This is a genomic window from Nannocystis sp. RBIL2, from assembly GCF_026626745.1.
Taxonomy (GTDB): Bacteria; Myxococcota_A; Polyangia; order Nannocystales; family Nannocystaceae; genus Nannocystis.
Window position 1 is genome coordinate 4,834,298 of record NZ_JAPNJW010000001.1, and the last position, 16,319, is coordinate 4,850,616.

Genomic DNA, 16,319 nt, shown 5'->3' on the forward strand with positions numbered 1-16,319 from the left:
CCTCACCGCGCCCGCACCCCGAGCCGCGTCAGCCCCTCGCGGTCGACGTACACCCACTCTGCCCCGTCGTCGTCGAGCCGCGCCCGGCGGAGCACCCCGTCGGCAGTCGTCTCCGACCCGCCGTCGGGCAACGACTTGTGATGCAGCGCCAGCTCGGTCCCGCCGCGGCCGAACACCAGCTGGCGAGATGTCCCCGCGACCAGCACCGCCAGCACGTCGGTCACCCCGTCGCCGTCGACGTCCTCGACCGCCAGCCCGCCGATCGCAGCCTCCTGCGGCCCGAGGGTGTGGTCACGGCAATCGCCGCGCGGCCCGTCGGCCCCGCCGTGGCACACCCGCAGCGTCGCCCCGCCGTCGTACCCGGCCGCGACCAGCAGGTCCCCGTACCCGTCGCCGTCGAGATCGCCGGTGACCAGCGGGCCCGAGCTCCACCCGATCGGCCACGTCTGCGGCGCCTCCGCGAACCCGCCGCGCCCGTCCCCTCGATACACGTGCGCCCCGCCGCCCCACGACAGCAGCATCGCGTCGAGCCGTCCGTCGCGATCGACGTCGCCGAGCCAGGGCCCCATCGCGCCCTCGACCACGAACGGCCCGCTCGTCCCCTCCGCCAGCCCCTCGGGCCCGCCCGCGTGCGTCACCAGCATGCCCGCCTGATGGAGGTAGACCAGATCGGCGTCACCGTCGCCGTCGACGTCCCCGGCGCGCAGCGGACCGCTCGCGTCGATCGCAAACGGCAGCGCCCGCATCAGCTCCCACCGCTCGCCTCGCGCCCGCCGCAGCTCCGTCACGAATTCGTCCCCCGCGAGCGCCCACAGCAACTCCCCCGCCCCGTCCCCGTCGACATCGAGCAGCAGCCCGCGCGCCCGCACCTCTTCGCCCGCCCCATCATCTGCCCCATCGAACATGTCGTATCGGACATATCCCAAAGCACCTGTTATCTTGTTAAATCTGCCCAGGCCGACATCGCCGCCGCGGCCCAGCGCGACCACCTCCTCGTGGCCGTCGCCGTCGACGTCGCCGAGCTGCAGCCCGCCCGCCTGGGCCGCCCGCAGCACGCGTTCTCGGTCGGGCACCAGCACCGCCTGCGGCCCGCCGCGCAGCACCTGCAGCCCGTCGAGCCCCGAGGCCGCCAGGTCGGGCGCGCCGTCGCGGTCGAAGTCGGCCACCGCCAGCGCGCGCGGGCGATTGCTCGCCGTCGTCGTCCCGGCAGGCACCAGCTGCGGCAGCCACGGCAGCGCGTGCCCCAGCTGCACCGTCGCCACCGGCTGCAACAGCCACTCGGTCAGCGCGATCGCGTCGGTCCGCCCGTCGCCGTCGAGCTCCGCCACCACCACCTCGTCGCAGCGCGCGCGCGACACCGGCACCGCCGGCGCGAACGCGTTCCACGCCCGCCCCGGCGCCAGCATCAGCCCGTCCTCGCGGCAGACCAGCAGGTCGGCGATCCCGTCGGCGTCGAAGTCGGCGCGCGTCAGCCCGAGAGTGCGCCCCGCGGGCAACGTCCCTGCGACCCACCGCCGGCCCGAGCTCCGGCTCTCGACCACGATCTCCGGCCCCTCCGCCCCGCTCCCGATCCGCAGCAGCTCGTCGCCGACGTGCTCGTTTGAAAGATCGCCGACGATCACGTCCTCGCTGGCCGCGAACTCGAGCGACATCGACTTGTCGACCAGCGCGAACGCGTCGTCCGTCAGCGCCAGCGTCAACAGCCCGGCCCCCGACTCGTCGCTGTCCGTCGAGGGCGTCGCCGCGAACGCCGCCTGCAGCGCCAGCAGCTCGCTGCGGCCGTCGCCGTCGCCGTCGAACCCGACCACTCGCCGCGGGTCGCCGGCGAACGCGAACTCGACCGGCGACTCGAAGCGCTCGCCGACCCCCCGCGCGCTCCACAGCGAGCCCGCCCGCGCCTCGTCGACCCCCACGTAGCCCGCGCGGCGCCACGTCACCACGTCGTCGACGCCGTCGCCGTCGAGGTCGGCCAGGGCCAGCGCGGCCGCGTCCTCCGGCCCCGGCGAGCGCACCGGCGCCGCGAACCCGCCCTCCTGCCCGCGCAGCAGCGCGATCTCGCCGCGCTCGCCGTCGCTGATCACCAGATCGATCCACCCGTCGCGGTCGACGTCGCGGGCCACCAGCGGCCCCGCGAGGTCCGGCCAGTCGCTGGCGAACCACGGCGAGAACCCGAAGCCCGGCCGCTCGCGCAGCGCAGTCGCGCCCGCGGCCGCGTCGCGGACCACCACCTCGTCGATGTCATCCCCGTCGAGGTCGCCGACCGCCAGCCCGTCCCACGCGCCCGCGTCCATCGTCGTCCGCAGCCCGGGCGTCGCCAGCGGCAGCCGCGTCAACGCCGGCTGCAGCGCCGACAATATTAAAAGTTCATGTCCTTCAGGACCTGTCCGATGCACCATGTCTCGAGGGCCCGCCGGCACCGGCCACCGCCGGGTCTCGCGCGCCCCGCCCGCGCCGTCGCCGAGGACCACCGCCGCCTCGTCGAGCAAGTCGTCGATCACCGCCAGGTCGAGCGCCCCGTCGCCGTCGACATCGGCCGCCAGCGCCTGCCGCGGACCGGCCCCGGCGTACAGGTCGCCCGCGACTCGCAGCCCGCCGTCACCTGTCCCGAGGAACAGCCGCGCCGCGCCCTCGCCCGCCAGCGTCACCACCACGTCGACCCGACCGTCGCCGTCGAAGTCGCCCATCGTCAGCGCAGTGGGCCCGTCCCCGGCCGCGATCGGCTCACCGGCGACCATCCCCTCTTCTCCCGCGCGCAGCACCCGGAGGTCCCCATCGTATGCATCGGCGACCACCAGCTCCGCCGCCCCATCCCCGTCGAGATCTGCCGCCACCAGCGCGACCGGCCGCGCCCCCACTGCCACCCGCTCGCGGCGCCCCAGCTGCCCGGACCCCGCGCCGCGCAGCAGCGCCACTGCCCCCTCGCCCGCCAGCGGCGCCGCGACATCGAGCCGGCCGTCGCCGTCGACGTCGGCGATCGCCAGTCCCGCCGGCGCCTGGCCGATGGACCAGGTCTGGGCCGCGCCCGACCAGCCCCACGCGACAGTCAGCGTCCCCAGGCTCGGGCTGACCGCCACCCACTCGGCCGCTCCGTCGCCGTCGACGTCGCGCACCAGCGCCGGCCCGCCGCCCCCCCCGCCGACCCCGAAGCGCTCCCCGGGCGTCGCGCACACCTGGTCGATCGAACATTGCTCCGAGGCCAGCTCACACCCGGCCGCGAGCGCCGCCAGCAGCACGATCCGCCATTTCATTCGCCGATCCGCTCCATCACCACCCCGAACGTCACCGGCTCGCGCGCGTCGGTCTCGGCGCGCAGGAAGTACTGCCCTGCCGCGAGCTCCAGCTCCTGCACCTCGCCGACGTGCAGGCGCGCCAGCATCGCCCGCTCGCAGCCGCCGCAGCTGCCGAAGGTCGCGCGCACCGCCGGATCGCCGCGCAGCTCGACCCGGAAGCGCCCGGCCGCGGCGACCTCGAAGCTGTGGACAGTCCGCACGTGGACGCCGGCCTCGCCGATCGCCGCCGCGTCGTCGCAGTCGAGGGTGAAGTGGCGGGCCAGCCGGTCGCCGTCCCACGTCACCTCGGGCGCCTCGCACTCGAGCAGCTTGAAGCGCCACGCCGAATAGTGGCAGTCCGCGCGCTCGGCCTCGAAGTCGGCGACCACGTCCTCGAGCGTCGCCCCGAACACCGAGCGGAACTCGCGGGCCAGCGCGCGGTACGGGTCGGCGTACCAGGTGCGACGATAAAACTCGAGGTGCTGCCGCAGGCCGAAGCGATCGATCAAATAACGCGTGAACGCCCCGGCCACGAAGTAGTACTCGCCCGGCAGCCAGGTCGAGCGGTCGCGCAGGGCCGCCAGCACCCGCGGCGCCGGCTCGACCTCCGCGTCCGGCAGCGGCTCGTCGTCGGTCGGCTCGGCGTCGCGCGCCCCGCCCTCGAACGCCATCGCCAGCCCCTCGACGAAGAACGGGTGCGCCAGCCCGAGGTCGCTCGCCGCCGAGTGGATCAGCTCGTGCTCGTGCGGCATCTCGCTGGCGTAGACCGTGCGGACCACCGCGCACGCCGGCATCCCCCCGCACGGGTTGCGCCGCGCGTAGTGCTCCGGCGTCATCCAGCGGAACGTGATCCACGGCTCGTCCGTCAGCGGCAGACCGATCTCCTCGGCGAACCGCTCCACGAAGCGGTCCATGTGCTCGAGCGTCCCGGCGCACATCCCCAGCCCCGCGTCGGCCTCGACCTCGACCTGCCGCCCGCGCGTCTCGGCCGTCTCGACGCAGCCGAACAACAGCACGGGACATGTCCTATAAAGCATGTTCTTTAAAACATGCCCGAGCGCGCAGCCGCGAGAGGCGGGAGCAGTGGAGGCGCGCGCGCGGACGGGGGGCATCACCGACCTCGGCAGGCTACGCCAGCGACCTCGACGCGATCACCGACGATGTCAAAAATCCATCAATGGTGATCGCACGGCGGCCCGCCCGCCGGCCTCATTCACATTCGCATTCGCAGGAGCAGCGCGCCGCTCGCCGCGCCTCGCCGGCATTGCAGGCAGCGATTGGCCGATCGTGAGCCACCGGCGCCTTGCAGTCCCCGATCGCCGCCACCACCGCCACATCGCGGCTCTCCGCTCAGCGACGAGCGGCGCACCGCTCGCCGCGCTGCATCGCCGGAGATCCGCTCACAGCGCACCGATCGGCTCCACCTCCAGCCGCGACCCCCGCAGACAGGCGACGGTCGCCGGCCTCGCCCGCTCGAGCGCGACCTCCCACGGCCCCTACGCGGTGGCCCGCGGCGCGAGCGAGCGGGCGGCCAGCGCGAAGGCACGCCGACCGTACCGGGCACAGGCGCGTCAGTTCGCCTCGCGTGAGCCTCCGGGCGAGGCGCGAGCGCCCGAACGCGCAGCAACTCGTCGATGAAGCGACCAGCCCACCGCGCGCTTGCCGACGCACGCATCCCGCTTCGCTCGCAAGCAGCGCCCGACGATCATCCGCACCCGAATCACGCCCCGCCCCACGAACGAGCGCCGCCCCCGTCCCGGGCCCGGCGCTCGCGGATTACCCATGATCAAAAATTGAACAGGCAGCGGGTGATCGGCACGCCGATGTCGGCCAGCACGTACAAATAATACGTGCTCCCCGCCTTCAGCACCGGCGGCGAGCCATCCTTCGGAAAGCCCTGGCGCGCCCCCTCGGGCAGCTCGCCGTAGCGGACGCTGCGGCTCGGCATCGTCGAGCTGTCCCACGGCACCTCGACGCGCCAGAGTGTCCCTTCGGGCAGGTCGAGGTTCGGCGGCACCCCGGGGTTCGGCGCGTCCGCGGCCAGCACGTACACGTAGCGGGCGCTGCCGCCTTCCCACGTGATCGTCCCGTCGGCGGCCACCCCCTCGCCCTCGGCGCACGCCTGCGGCTCGAACAGGTATTGCTGATAGAACGGCGCCGGCGTCGGGTCGGCGTCGGCGAAGTCCTCGGGCGCCATCCCGCGGTGCTCGAGCTCCGCCGCGAAGAACGCCCGCATGCGCTCCGCATCGGTCGTCGGCAACCCGGTGCTCGCGCGGTCGAAGCCATTGTTCTCGGCCGCCGGATAGGCCCCGAGCAGCGACGAATCGAGGAAGCCGCCGGCGAACGCCAGCCCGTACGGCGTGAACGTGTTGATCCAATTGCCGGGCGCCTCGAGGTCCCAGATCGCCGCCCCGTCGGGCGTCAAACTCGTCTGATGGCAGCACACGCACGCGCACGCCGACACCTGCTCCGTGACCCACGCCAGCTCCTCCGCGTAGGCCGCATCGCCCAGCCGCGGGTCCTCGACCTCCGGCTGCGGCGTCGGCTGGGCCGAATACGGCCGCTGCGTCCGCACCATGTCGCACGACGCGTACGCCGAGAAGTCGCGCCCCGGCTCGGTGCAGCCGGAGATCATCGACCACGTGCACACATCGCCGCCCTCGCCCTGCCCCGCCGGCTCGCCGTCCAGCGGCTGCTTGCACTCGAGCACCGGCCACTGGAACACGTTGCCCTCGACCGGGTCGGGCAGATCTTCGCCGCCGCACACCGGCCCGGGCACGAAGATCCCGCCGCCGAAGATCTCGCAACCCCGCTCCTGCTGCCGACAATCACCGGCGTCGGCCCCGGGCACGACGACGCGGATCACCCGCTCCGGATCGCCGAGCACGCAGGCGCCGAGGATGTCCTCGTATTCGCACGCCCCGCCCTCGAGCTCCGCGCCCCATTCACCACAGTCTGCGCTCGCCCCCGCCTCGTCCCAGCGGTCGCCGCGGTATTCACGGCACTCGGTCCGGTCGGAGAACCGATTTTTATAAGTGCAGTGCCCGAACACCGTCTCCGGAATCAGCGGATCGCCGGTGCGATTGCAGCCGCCCGCCAACACGAGCGGCGCAAAAACGAGCAACGGCAGAGGCCAGGACGGGCGAGGCAGCAGCATGGTCCTCGATCTTGATAAAGGTTTGTCCAGGCGTCAAGGCGCGAAGCCATTATAAAATAGGTAAAAGTGAGACGCGTTCTAGCCTATTTGCTCGCCATCGCGCCACCGCGAACAAACCTTGGACATCTACATCCGTGGAAGCCTTCGCTCCTCTCTCTGATCCACATCGCCCCGTTCGGCTACCGGAGAGCGGCCAGCATCGTTCAGTCCGGTCGAGCGACCGCATGTCGTATTCAGTGATTCGCCCCGGCGAATGGCGAGAGCCGCGGGTCGAGAGTCACCCATGAGACTCATCGAGCCACCCCGCACCGCTGCCCGGACGAAAGAACGAAAGTTGCCTACAGACCTCGCAGCAGCGCCCGCTCCGTCACCTCGCTCGTGAACGTCTGCAGCACCACGCTCCCGCGCAGCGCACAGCTCCCCGGCGTCGACCACCACTCGCGCTCCTCCAACCACGCGAGCACGGCGGGTCGCTCGCTCTCGGACAACGCCGCTGCGGCCTCGTGAGCGCAACTGCTGAAGCCCTTGGCCCAGCCGCGGTGGATCGAGCACAGGTTGCACCACTTGGCCCACAGCCGCGGGTCGCCGCGCAGCGCCTGAAGCAGCGCGCGGACCGTCGCAGTGGACACGACCGACGGCCCCTCCACCCATGGCGGCGTGACGCGCACGGTCCCGCCGGCCTCGAGCACACGCAGCGCCAGCAAGCCCGCCGCGGGGGCCTGCGTCGGCGGCTTGCGATTGCGCGGGTTCTCGCCGATCGCAGTCGCGACCTCCTGCACGTACGCCGCCCCGATCGGCTGCATCGGCAAGTAACCGGGTCGCGCGAGGGCGGCCTCGATCGCCCCTCGCGTCGCCGCCGTCACGTCCGGCAGCGCCTCGCGGAACAGCGCCCGCAGCTGCGCGTCGCGGCCCTGCTGCAGACCTGCCAAGTCCAGGCCGACGCGAAAGTCGAGCGCGGTACGAGCCTCGGCGTCGAGCCAGCGCTCCAGTCGAGCCGGGTCGCTAGCGATCGCGCCGACGACGTCGGCGATCACCGAGCGCGAGGGCGCGACCCAGATCCACACCAGATACTTGCGCCCCGGCAGGGCTTCGTCTTCGGCCACGAGCCCTCATACCACGACCGTCGAACCGAGCTCCGCGCGTGCCCCCAGGGCTGCCGCGAATCATTCGCCGGTCGGCTCCCCGACCGCGCTCCGCGGCCTAGCCCATGAAGCGGAGCGGGTCGTCGGGCCGCTCCGCCTGGCTGCGCAGGGCACCCTTGCGCTGCGACGCGATCGCCACGCGGGCGCGGTCGACCAGGCTCGCGGGCACGCGAATTTTGGAGAGCTTGCCGGTGAGCACCACCCCGCCGGTCAGCAGATCGCGGCTCACCCGCTGCACCGCCGAGAACTGCAGCCGCTGCGGCTCCCCGCGGCGGGGCACCTCGAGGATCGCGGTGTCGGTGACGAGGATCGCCCGCTGGCTGAACTGCTCGCGCACCAGCCACAGCAGCATCGGCGACAGCAGCACCGCGATCGGCCGCCACAGGTCGGCGAACGGCTGGTCCCAGAACTCCGGCGCCAGCAGGCTGGCGACCAGCAGCACCGCCGCGCTGATGCCCCCGATCCACGCCAGCGGCCGCAGGTCGTAGCCCGCCTTCGCGTCCCACCACACCAGCGCCTCGCCCATCCGCAGGTGCCGCGCGATCTCCAGCGGCGCAGTCCCGGGCGACGGCGGGGCTCCGGGCGCCAGCACACGTGGCCCTCCGGGCATGTCCATGAAGACAGGTTCGCTCGCCACCGCCTCCGGCGGCGCGTCGATCACCATCGGCCCCGGCGGCAGCGCCGGCCGCGTCTCGCCCCCGGAGACCACGCGGAACGCCCGGCGGCGCGCCTCGGGTGACTCGTCCGTCATCGCCGCAGCCCGTCCATCGTCGCCAGGCGGGCGCGCAGCATGTGGTCGCACAGGACCAGCGCCGCCATCGCCTCGACCATCGGCACCGCCCGCGGCAGCACGCACGGGTCGTGGCGCCCGCGGGCCTGGAAGGTCACCGCCTCGCCGGCGCGGTTCACCGTCTGCTGCGGCTGGAAGATCGTCGCCACCGGCTTGAACGCCACGGCCAGGCGGATCGCCTCGCCGTTGCTGATCCCGCCCTGGATCCCGCCGGAGTGATTGGTGGTGGTCCGGATCTGCCCGCTCTCCGCGTCTTTGACGAAGGGGTCGTTGTGCTGCGAGCCGCGCAGCTTCGTCGCCGCGAAGCCGTCGCCGACCTCGAAGCCGCGGCTGGCCGGCAGGCTCATCATCGCCTTGGCCAGGTCGGCGGTCAGCTTGTCGAACACCGGCGCGCCCCAGCCCGCCGGCACCCCGCGCACCACGCAGCGGACCACCCCGCCGACCGTGTCGCCCTGCTTGCGCGCCGCCTCGATCACCGCCGTCATGGCCTCTGCGACATGTCCCTCGGGACAGCGCACCGCGCTGGCGTCGACCTGCGCGCGCGTCAGCGTCGCCTCGTCGATCGCCGGCAGCTCGACGTCGCCGACGGCCGCCACCCACGCCACGATCTCGACCCCGTGCAGCGCCTGCAGCAGGTCCTCCGCCAGCGTCCCCGCCGCGACGCGGCCCACCGTCTCGCGCGCCGAGGCCCGCCCGCCGCCGGCCACCGCGCGCAGGCCGTAGCGGGCGTCGTAGGTGTAGTCGGCGTGCGACGGCCGGTACAGCGCCGCCAGGTCGTCGTAGTGGTGGCTGCGGGCGTCGCTGTTGCCGACCATCATCATGATCGGCGTGCCGAGGGTGCGCCCGGTCTCGGGGTCGAGGCCGCTGAAGACCTGGACCGCGTCGGCCTCCTGGCGCGCCGACGTCAGCTTGCCCTGGCCCGGGCGCCGGCGCGCCATCTGCTCGGCGATCCGCGCGTGCGGGAACGGGTGGCCGGCCGGACAGCCGTCGACGACGACCCCGAGCCCGCCGCCGTGTGACTCGCCGAAGGTCGTGACCCGGAAGACATGGCCGAAAGTGTTGCCGCTCATAATGCCCCGAAGAACATGTCCTTCACGCCATGTGTTTCAGGCCAGGAACTCGAGCACGAGCGCGCGCCAGCGCTCGGCGGCCTCGATGGCGACGGTGTGACCGACGTCGGGCAGCACCTCGGCGCGCGCCCCGGCCGGGAAGGCGGCGGCCAGCGCGTCGAGCTCGCCGGCGGGGGCCAGGCGGTCGAGCGCGCCGGCCAGCAGCAGCGTCGGCGCCTGCACCCGCGGCGCCAGCCGGAGCGGCGCCCACGGCGAGTCGGGGGCGTCGTTCAAGGTCTGCGTGAACAGGGCCGAGATCCCCGCGTACGTGTTGCGCTGGACCGTCGCCGTGACGAACGCCGCGAGCACCGCCTCGTTGGCCTCGAGGTAGCGGGGCCCGAGAGTGTCGCCGAGGCTGATCCACGCCAGCGCCTCGAGGTCGCCGGTCTTGAGCGCCTCGCGCCAGGCGCGGACGATCACGCGACCGAGCGCGCCGCGGCCGGCGCTGACGCCCGAGAGCACCAGCCGGCGCACCCGCTCGGGCCGCTCCGCCGCGATCGCCAGGGCGATCCGCCCGCCGAACGAGAAGCCGCACAGGTCGACCGGCCCGGCCACGCCGAGCGCGTCGAGCAGGCGCTCGAAGTCCTCGACGTGGACCGGCGGCGTCACGTCGCTCAGGTCGAGCCGCGTCTGCCCCTGCCCGCGCGCCTCGTACACGATCACCGGCCGCTGGCCCGACAGCGGCCGCACCTGCCCGCCCCAGCTCGACAGCGTCTGCGTCATGCCGCCGAGGATCACCAGCGGCGGCGCAGTGCTGCCCTCCGGCCCGGGGCGCCGGTCGACCCGCACCTGGCCGACCATCCCCGCACCGGCCACGGGATCGAGGATGTCGATGAACTCGGGCACGCGCGCTCCGAGCCTAAGGCCCCGCGCCGGGGGATTCAACCCGCCCGCCGCCGCGCTCGCCGCGACGCGCCTGGCCCTCGCCCAGGGCGCGCGGGCGGACCCGTCCCCGCTTGCACGCGCCGCGCGCCCCGCGTATCCCGTGGGCCCGTGCCCGCCACCGACGCCGACATCGCCAGGCTCGAACAGCGAATCACCGAGCTCGAGGTCAAGCTCGCGTTCCAGGAGCGCACCATCGACGACCTCGACGCCGTCCTGCGCCGCTTCACCACCAAGGTCGAGGTGCTCGAGCGCGAGCTCTCGCGCGTCCGCGGCGACCTCGCGGACGGCCCGCCCAGCACCGCCGACGTGCTCGCCGCGCTCGACGACGAGGTCGAGTAGCCGGTGTACCGCGAGCACCCGGCCCCGCGCGAGCTCGCCGACGTCGTCGACGCCTTCTGGACCCGCTCGGTCGACGCGCCGCAGGGCGGCCGCAGCTACCGCGTGCTGCCCGACGGCTGCATCGACGTGATCGTCCACCTCGTCGGCAACCCGCGCGTCGAGGTCGTCGGCGCCATGACGCGCGCGCTCGTCGTGCCCGACGGCGCGTCCGACATCGTCGCGGTCCGCTTCCGCCCGGGGGCCGCGCGCGTGTTCTTCGCCGTGCCCGCCGACGCCCTCACCGACGCGCGGGTCCCTGCCGGCGAGCTCGGGCTGCCCGCGACGCCGCTGCTCGACGTCCTGGCGACGCTGCCCGACGCGACGACTCGCGTGCGTCACCTCGCGAGCGTGCTGACGAAGCACCGCCGCCGCCCCCTCGATCCGCTGGTCGAGCGAGCCGCGCGGGCCCTGGCCGCGACGCGTCCGCCGAGCGTCGCCGAGCTGGCGAACAGTCTCGGCGTGGCCCGCCAGTCGCTCACCCGTCGCGTGCGCCAGGCCGTCGGCGTCGGGCCCAAAGAGCTGGCCCGCGTCCTGCGCCTGCAACGCGCCGTCCAGGCCCTGCGCGCCGCCCCGCGCGATCAGGCCGCCCTCGCCTGCGAGCTCGGCTACCACGACCAGGCCCACTTCATCCACGAGATGCAGGCGCTCGGCGGCCTCACCCCCGGCGCCTACGCCCGGGCCCTGGCGACAGACGTGTGACCCCGCCTCGCCGCGGGGCACGACATGTCCCTTCGGCCAGCTCGCTACGCGGCCCTCGACGTCCCCGGCGATCGCCCGCGCGCGGTCTCACACCTGGCGCACCATTTTTACAATCCCCGCGCCGCCGCCCGTGGCATCCCAGGGCCCGTGAACTTCACGCGAATCACCCCCGTGCTCGTCGTCGACTCGGTCGAGGACTGTCTGCCCTTCTGGGTCGACCGCCTCGGCTTCACCCGGACCGCGGAGGTCCCGCACGGCGATCGCCTCGGCTTCGTCATCCTCACCTCCGGCCGCACCGAGCTCATGCTGCAGACCGTCGCCTCGGTGCACGACGACATCCCCGGCGCCGAGCCCGGCCCGAGTCGCACCTCGCTGTTCATCGAGGTCGACGACCTCGCCGCCGTCCAGCGCGCCCTCGGCGACTGGCCGCGCCTCGTCGATCAGCGCGACACCTTTTATGGGATGCGCGAGACGATCGTGCGCGACCCGGCCGGCAACGACATCCTGTTCGCCCAGCGGATCGGCTGAATATCCTCAGCACGAAGATGAACATGTCTCCTCGGACATGTTCATGTTCCTCATCAGGCGACCTCGATCCGCACGGCGCGGCTCTCGCATCACCGGATCCGCCGCGACCATTCTCGACCTGCCCTCGGGGACAGGTCAGCGCATCGCCGGCGGCGGCGGCATCTCGAACGGCCGGCAGTCGGTCAGCTCGCCGAGGTCGCAGCGCGGGCCGTCGGCCGGGCAATCGACGGCGGGCTTCAGCCAGTGGCCGTGGTCGGTGAACGGGCTGGTACATTCCTCGAGGCCGGCCGGCGGTCGCACGACGATCGAGTAGTCGCCGACGGGGACGTCGGCGAAGCGGAACGAGCCGTCGGCCGCGGCGGTGGCCGAGCGCGTGGACGGGCCTGCGGGGCAGCGGTCGTCGCTGGCCGGCGACGGGCACAGCTCGACCTCGGCGCCCGCCAGCGGCCTGGCCTGCTTGAAGGTCTTGAGCCGGCCGACGACCTCCCAGGTCTTGCCGGGCCGGCCCGACGGCAGCCGCGACGGCCCGGCGCCGATCACCGCGATCTGCGTCACCCTGCCCGAAAGGCCAGGTAGCGACCCGAACGGCCACTCGGCCAGCTTGCGCCCGTCGCCGTCGACCACCCCCAGGCCGACGTCGGTCGCCAGCCACACCCGCCCGGCCCCGTCGACCGCCAGCGCCGCGATCCGCGAGCCCGCCAGCGGCTCGCTGGCCGCAGTGCACCCCGCGGTCGTCGCGGCCGCCAGCTGCACCGCCGCCTTTCCGTGCTCGGGCGCCGCGACCAGGCCGACCTCGCCCACCGCGCGGCGGATGTTCTCGGTGTACGGCCACGCCAGCGCCTGCCAGCCGTCGCCCTCGCGCAGGAACCAGCGCTCGCCGTCGCCGGCGATCACGCGATCGCGGTATGTCCATAGCGAGAGGATGCCGGTCCCGGGCGGCGGCTCGACGGGTCGCCAGTCGCGCCCGACGCCGCGCCACAGCCCGTTCCACGAGGCCACCCACACTGCGCCGGCGGCGACCGCCAGGCCCGCGAATTTGTTGTCGTCGTATTTGCCGGCGAACTGCCGCCGGTTTCGCAGCGGCTGCCAGCGCGACCCGTCGTAATGCACGACCTGCCACTCGATGTCGCCCGTCACCGCCCACACGTCATTGTCCGCGCGGACGATCAAATGCTCGTAGCGCGGCCCGGAGTCGCCGCGGCGCCGGTGGACCTTGCGCGTGCGCCCGTCCGGCACCATCACGTCGACCCCGTCCCAGCCGCTGAGCCACAGCGAACCGTCAGGCCCTGCCGTCATCTCGAGGTCGCTGACGTCGACGCCCTTGGCCAGCGGCAGCACCGTCGTCACCGCGCCGTCGTCGATGCGCAGCACTCCGACGGCATCGACCAGCACGTACGCAGGCCCCGAAGCGGGCGCGGCGATCGCCGGCTCGGACGCCAGCGGCCGGCAACGCGGCTGCTCGGCTGCCACGGGCTCGCTCGCGACCGGAGCCGTCGGCGTAGCCGCCTGCGGCCCCGCCTCGACCACCTGCGTCGCCGTCTCGGCTGCCTGCGGGCGACACCCGAGCATCAGCAACGAGACGAGCGCGCCCCCGACTCGCCTGCTCCTTCGCACCACGCGCGCGAGCCTACCACGCCGCCCGCGGAGCCGGCGCAGCTCCTCCGGCCCGCGCGGCCGCGCCAGCGAGCCGGCGCGGCCAGGGCCCGCCCGCCTCACTCGCGCAGGGCGAAGGCGATGCCGCTGGCGAGCGTGGCCAGGGTGGTGATGCCGCTCAGGTCGACGTCGAGGGTGACCAGAGTCTGCGCGACCTCCGGGCTGATGCCGGTCAGCACCACGCGCGCCCCGACCAGCCGGGACGCGCGGGCCGCCTGCACCAGCGCGCGCGCGACCTCGGCGTCCATCATGCGAATGCCGGTGACGTCGAGGATGGCCGTGTGCGCGCGGTGTTCGGCGATCCCGCGCAGCAGGTTCTCGACGATCTGCCTGGCGCGCTCGGGGTCGACCACCCCGACCAGCGGCACCGCGAGCACGCCCTCGGCGATCGGCAGGAGCGGCGTCGACAGCTCGCGCAGCGCCTCGCGCTGCGCGGCGATCATGCGCTGCTGCTCGAGCTCCTGCAGCTTGCGCTCGGTGATGTCGGTGACGAACCCGCCGATCCCGATCAGCTCCCCGTCGTCGCCGTAGACCGGCAGCTTGACGGTCGAGAAGTGACGCCGACCCTTCGGCGTCACCACCTCCTCCTCGTAGGCCAGCGGGACCCCGCTCTCCATCACCTTGAGCTCGTCGGCCCGGACCTGGGCGACGAACTCCGGCGGCATGATGACCTCGTCGCCGCGGCCGTACATGTCGGCCAGAGTCTTGTTGCTGTCGCGGCCGAAGGTGCGATTGATGAATGTGTAGCGGAACTCGGTGTCCTTGAGATACACGAGACTGGGCGAGCTGTTCACCAGCGCCATCACCCGCTCGAGCGTCGCCCGCGGATCTGGCTCGCTGCGTCCGTCCTCCGCCGCGCGCGCCCCTTCGTCCGATCGGTCAGCCATGGCAATCCCTCCCGGACCTTCAGTCCTACGCGAGCGCGCGCGAGGGGGCAAGCGCGCCGACCGCGAACGCGAACGCAGATCGGCTTCGGTCGGGCCCTGAGGCGCAATCGCAGCAGTGGCGCGAACTCGCGCCGCGGTCACCAGTCCTTTCGTACAGGTCACGCAAGACATGCACACCGTCCCGCTGCCTGCAATCAATGTCAGCGGAGAGATCCCGTCATTGATGCAAGAATCGACGCACCCGCGCGGAGCGCCGCGCTCTGCGGGCGTGAGCTCCGCGAGTGGGTCCTACGACAGCCGGGTCAGCGCACGCCCGTCGGCCGTCGATCGACTCGCGCGGCCAACTGTCATCGACCGCGAACAGGCGTCCGAAGTGATGAAAGCACCGCACCGAGGTCGCCGAGTGCGGCTGGCCGAGCGTCGTCTATCTGCGGGAGGCCGGCTGCACCGGCACCCTCGTGCATCCGGAGGTGGTGCTCTACGCGTCGCACTGCGGCATCGAGGTGAATACCGTCACCTTCGGCGAGGACGGCGAGGGCGCGCCGGCGCGACAGGTGCTCACCGACGAGTGCTTCAAGATCCCGACCGTGCTCGGCGAGGGGATCGACGTCGCCGCGTGTCGCCTCGCGGAGCCGGTGACCGATGTCCCGATCGTGCCGATCTTGATGGGCTGCGAGCTCGACGCGCTGCAGGTCGGCGCCGACGTGGCGCTGGTCGGCTTCGGCCTCGCCGAGGAGGGCCCGGCCGGGATCAAGCGCGAGACGTTCTCGAAGATCGCTACGTTCCCCGGCAACGAGGTGGCGGTCAAGAGCGACGACGGACACGGCGTCTGTTACGGCGACTCGGGCGGGCCCGTCATGCTGCAGCTCCCCGACGGCGGCTGGCGAGTGTTCGGCATCGCGTCGTATATCCTCGGGGATTGCGGCAGCGGGTCGTTCTATTCGCTGATGCACACCAACATCGAATGGTTCGAGAAGCACCTGAACCTCGACATCACGCCCTGCCACACGCCTGACGGGACCTGGGATCCGAGCCCCGAATGCGGCGACTTCGCGCTGCAGCCCGGAGAGGCGAGCGGGACCTGGGCGACCGGCTGTCAGGCCGACCTGCCGCTCTCGGGGCCGGACGTGACCTGCGGCGCCGCCTACGACGGGCGTTCGGACGACACTCCGCCGCAGGTGGAGATCGTCGGCCTGACGCAGGGTCAGCAGTTCGAGTCCGAGGGCCCGTTGCCGCTGAAGATCGTCGCGCGGGCGAGCGACGGGCCCGGGATGCCCGACGGCTGGGGCATCGCCGAGGTGCGGCTCGTCTTCGACGCGAAGGAGGTCCCGGGCGGCACGCGCGAGGCGGGGCCGTACGCGTGGAACGTCGGCCTGCCGACCGGCGGCTATCTCGTCAGCGCGCTGGCGATCGATCACGCCGGCAACGAGGCCTACGCCGCGCCGATCGCCATCGGCGTCAATCAGCCCGCGCCTGTCCTGCCGGAGGAGGAGACGACCGGCGGTCTCGAGACGACCGGCGAGCCGACGAGCACCGGCGAACCACCCACGACGGGCGGCGCCGAGCCGAGCGACACGACCGACAGTGATTCGTCGAGCAGCACCGGCGCGAGCGAAGCCAGCACGACCACGGCCGCGGACAGCGACGACGGCGGTTGCGGCTGCCGCCAGCACGACAGCGCCGCCGGTGCGCTCGGGCTCCTCGCGCTGCTCGGCCGGCGCCGGCGCAAGTCGCCGAGGCCCTGACCCACGGATTCCAGGCGCCGCGGTCGCCGACCGCGATTCGGCGCCCGCACCGCCGGCAGCGGCGGCCCCGCCCGATC

Annotated in this window: 13 protein-coding genes and 1 pseudogene; 5 read left to right on the forward strand and 9 right to left on the reverse strand. The window is 73.2% G+C overall.

From position 1 onward, the window contains the following. Positions 1 to 2: 2 nt before the first annotated feature. The 7 genes from OV090_RS19140 to OV090_RS19170 all read right to left on the reverse strand — a co-directional run bounded on the left by OV090_RS19140 (position 3) and on the right by OV090_RS19170 (position 10,313). Positions 3 to 3,248, reverse strand: coding sequence for a VCBS repeat-containing protein (locus OV090_RS19140; RefSeq protein ID WP_267705252.1), 3,246 nt, complete (start codon positions 3,246 to 3,248; stop codon positions 3 to 5). Continuing rightward, positions 3,245 to 4,381, reverse strand: a complete 1,137-nt coding sequence (locus OV090_RS19145) for a hypothetical protein (RefSeq protein ID WP_267705253.1) — start codon at positions 4,379 to 4,381, stop codon at positions 3,245 to 3,247. The genes OV090_RS19140 and OV090_RS19145 overlap by 4 nt, the downstream gene beginning before the upstream one ends. A gap of 674 nt (positions 4,382 to 5,055) precedes the next feature. Continuing rightward, a complete protein-coding gene (locus OV090_RS19150) occupies positions 5,056 to 6,426 on the reverse strand; it encodes a hypothetical protein (protein WP_267705254.1) in 1,371 nt (456 codons plus the stop codon). A gap of 338 nt (positions 6,427 to 6,764) precedes the next feature. After that, positions 6,765 to 7,529 (reverse strand): hypothetical protein, encoded by a 765-nt coding sequence (locus OV090_RS19155; protein ID WP_267705255.1) that lies wholly within the window; start codon positions 7,527 to 7,529, stop codon positions 6,765 to 6,767. Positions 7,530 to 7,626: 97 nt separating this feature from the next. Beyond that, a complete protein-coding gene (locus tag OV090_RS19160) occupies positions 7,627 to 8,319 on the reverse strand; it encodes a hypothetical protein (RefSeq protein WP_267705256.1) in 693 nt (230 codons plus the stop codon). Next, positions 8,316 to 9,428, reverse strand: coding sequence for a chorismate synthase (aroC, locus tag OV090_RS19165; RefSeq protein WP_267705257.1), 1,113 nt, complete (start codon positions 9,426 to 9,428; stop codon positions 8,316 to 8,318). Before aroC ends, OV090_RS19160 begins: the two co-directional genes overlap by 4 nt. Before the next feature lie 36 nt (positions 9,429 to 9,464). Next, positions 9,465 to 10,313 carry an alpha/beta hydrolase gene (locus tag OV090_RS19170; RefSeq protein WP_267705258.1) on the reverse strand — a complete coding sequence of 283 codons (849 nt, stop codon included), beginning with the start codon at positions 10,311 to 10,313 and terminating at the stop codon, positions 9,465 to 9,467. A gap of 147 nt (positions 10,314 to 10,460) precedes the next feature. On the opposite strand from OV090_RS19170, the gene OV090_RS50755 reads away from it, so the two are divergent. From OV090_RS50755 to OV090_RS19185, 3 genes are all read left to right on the forward strand, one after another. Continuing rightward, entirely contained in the window at positions 10,461 to 10,691 is a 231-nt protein-coding gene (locus tag OV090_RS50755; protein WP_267705259.1) for a SlyX family protein, read from the forward strand. A 3-nt stretch (positions 10,692 to 10,694) separates the two neighbouring features. Further along, the gene (locus OV090_RS19180) at positions 10,695 to 11,429 is read left to right on the forward strand and encodes a helix-turn-helix transcriptional regulator (protein WP_267705260.1); all 735 of its coding nucleotides are present in this window, start codon (positions 10,695 to 10,697) and stop codon (positions 11,427 to 11,429) included. A 147-nt stretch (positions 11,430 to 11,576) separates the two neighbouring features. Then, on the forward strand, positions 11,577 to 11,957 hold the full coding sequence (locus OV090_RS19185) for a VOC family protein (RefSeq protein ID WP_267705261.1): 381 nt from the start codon (positions 11,577 to 11,579) through the stop codon (positions 11,955 to 11,957). A 135-nt stretch (positions 11,958 to 12,092) separates the two neighbouring features. On the opposite strand, the gene OV090_RS19190 is transcribed toward OV090_RS19185, so the two are convergent. Beyond that, positions 12,093 to 13,427, reverse strand: a complete 1,335-nt coding sequence (locus tag OV090_RS19190; protein WP_267705262.1) for a carboxypeptidase-like regulatory domain-containing protein — start codon at positions 13,425 to 13,427, stop codon at positions 12,093 to 12,095. Between the two features lie 242 nt (positions 13,428 to 13,669). Further along, positions 13,670 to 14,497, reverse strand: coding sequence for a PAS domain-containing protein (locus OV090_RS19195; protein ID WP_267705263.1), 828 nt, complete (start codon positions 14,495 to 14,497; stop codon positions 13,670 to 13,672). A 422-nt stretch (positions 14,498 to 14,919) separates the two neighbouring features. On the opposite strand from OV090_RS19195, the pseudogene OV090_RS19200 reads away from it, so the two are divergent. After that, a pseudogene (locus OV090_RS19200) lies at positions 14,920 to 15,429 on the forward strand (trypsin-like serine protease); the annotation flags it as partial. 339 nt (positions 15,430 to 15,768) lie between these two features. Continuing rightward, complete coding sequence (locus tag OV090_RS19205; RefSeq protein ID WP_267707130.1) at positions 15,769 to 16,242, forward strand: MYXO-CTERM sorting domain-containing protein; 474 nt, start codon at positions 15,769 to 15,771, stop codon at positions 16,240 to 16,242. The last annotated feature ends 77 nt before the right edge of the window (positions 16,243 to 16,319 follow it).

Bases quoted from the DNA above. Each gene is read 5' to 3' on its own strand.
- OV090_RS19145 (WP_267705253.1), bottom strand. From the start codon at position 4,381: ATGCCCCCCGTCCGCGCGCGCGCCTCCACTGCTCCCGCCTCTCGCGGC.
- OV090_RS19140 (WP_267705252.1), bottom strand. From the start codon at position 3,248: ATGAAATGGCGGATCGTGCTGCTGGCGGCGCTCGCGGCCGGGTGTGAG.
- OV090_RS19160 (WP_267705256.1), bottom strand. From the start codon at position 8,319: ATGACGGACGAGTCACCCGAGGCGCGCCGCCGGGCGTTCCGCGTGGTC.
- OV090_RS19150 (WP_267705254.1), bottom strand. From the start codon at position 6,426: ATGCTGCTGCCTCGCCCGTCCTGGCCTCTGCCGTTGCTCGTTTTTGCG.
- aroC (WP_267705257.1), bottom strand. From the start codon at position 9,428: ATGAGCGGCAACACTTTCGGCCATGTCTTCCGGGTCACGACCTTCGGC.
- OV090_RS19195 (WP_267705263.1), bottom strand. From the start codon at position 14,497: ATGGCTGACCGATCGGACGAAGGGGCGCGCGCGGCGGAGGACGGACGC.
- OV090_RS19205 (WP_267707130.1), top strand. From the start codon at position 15,769: ATGCCCGACGGCTGGGGCATCGCCGAGGTGCGGCTCGTCTTCGACGCG.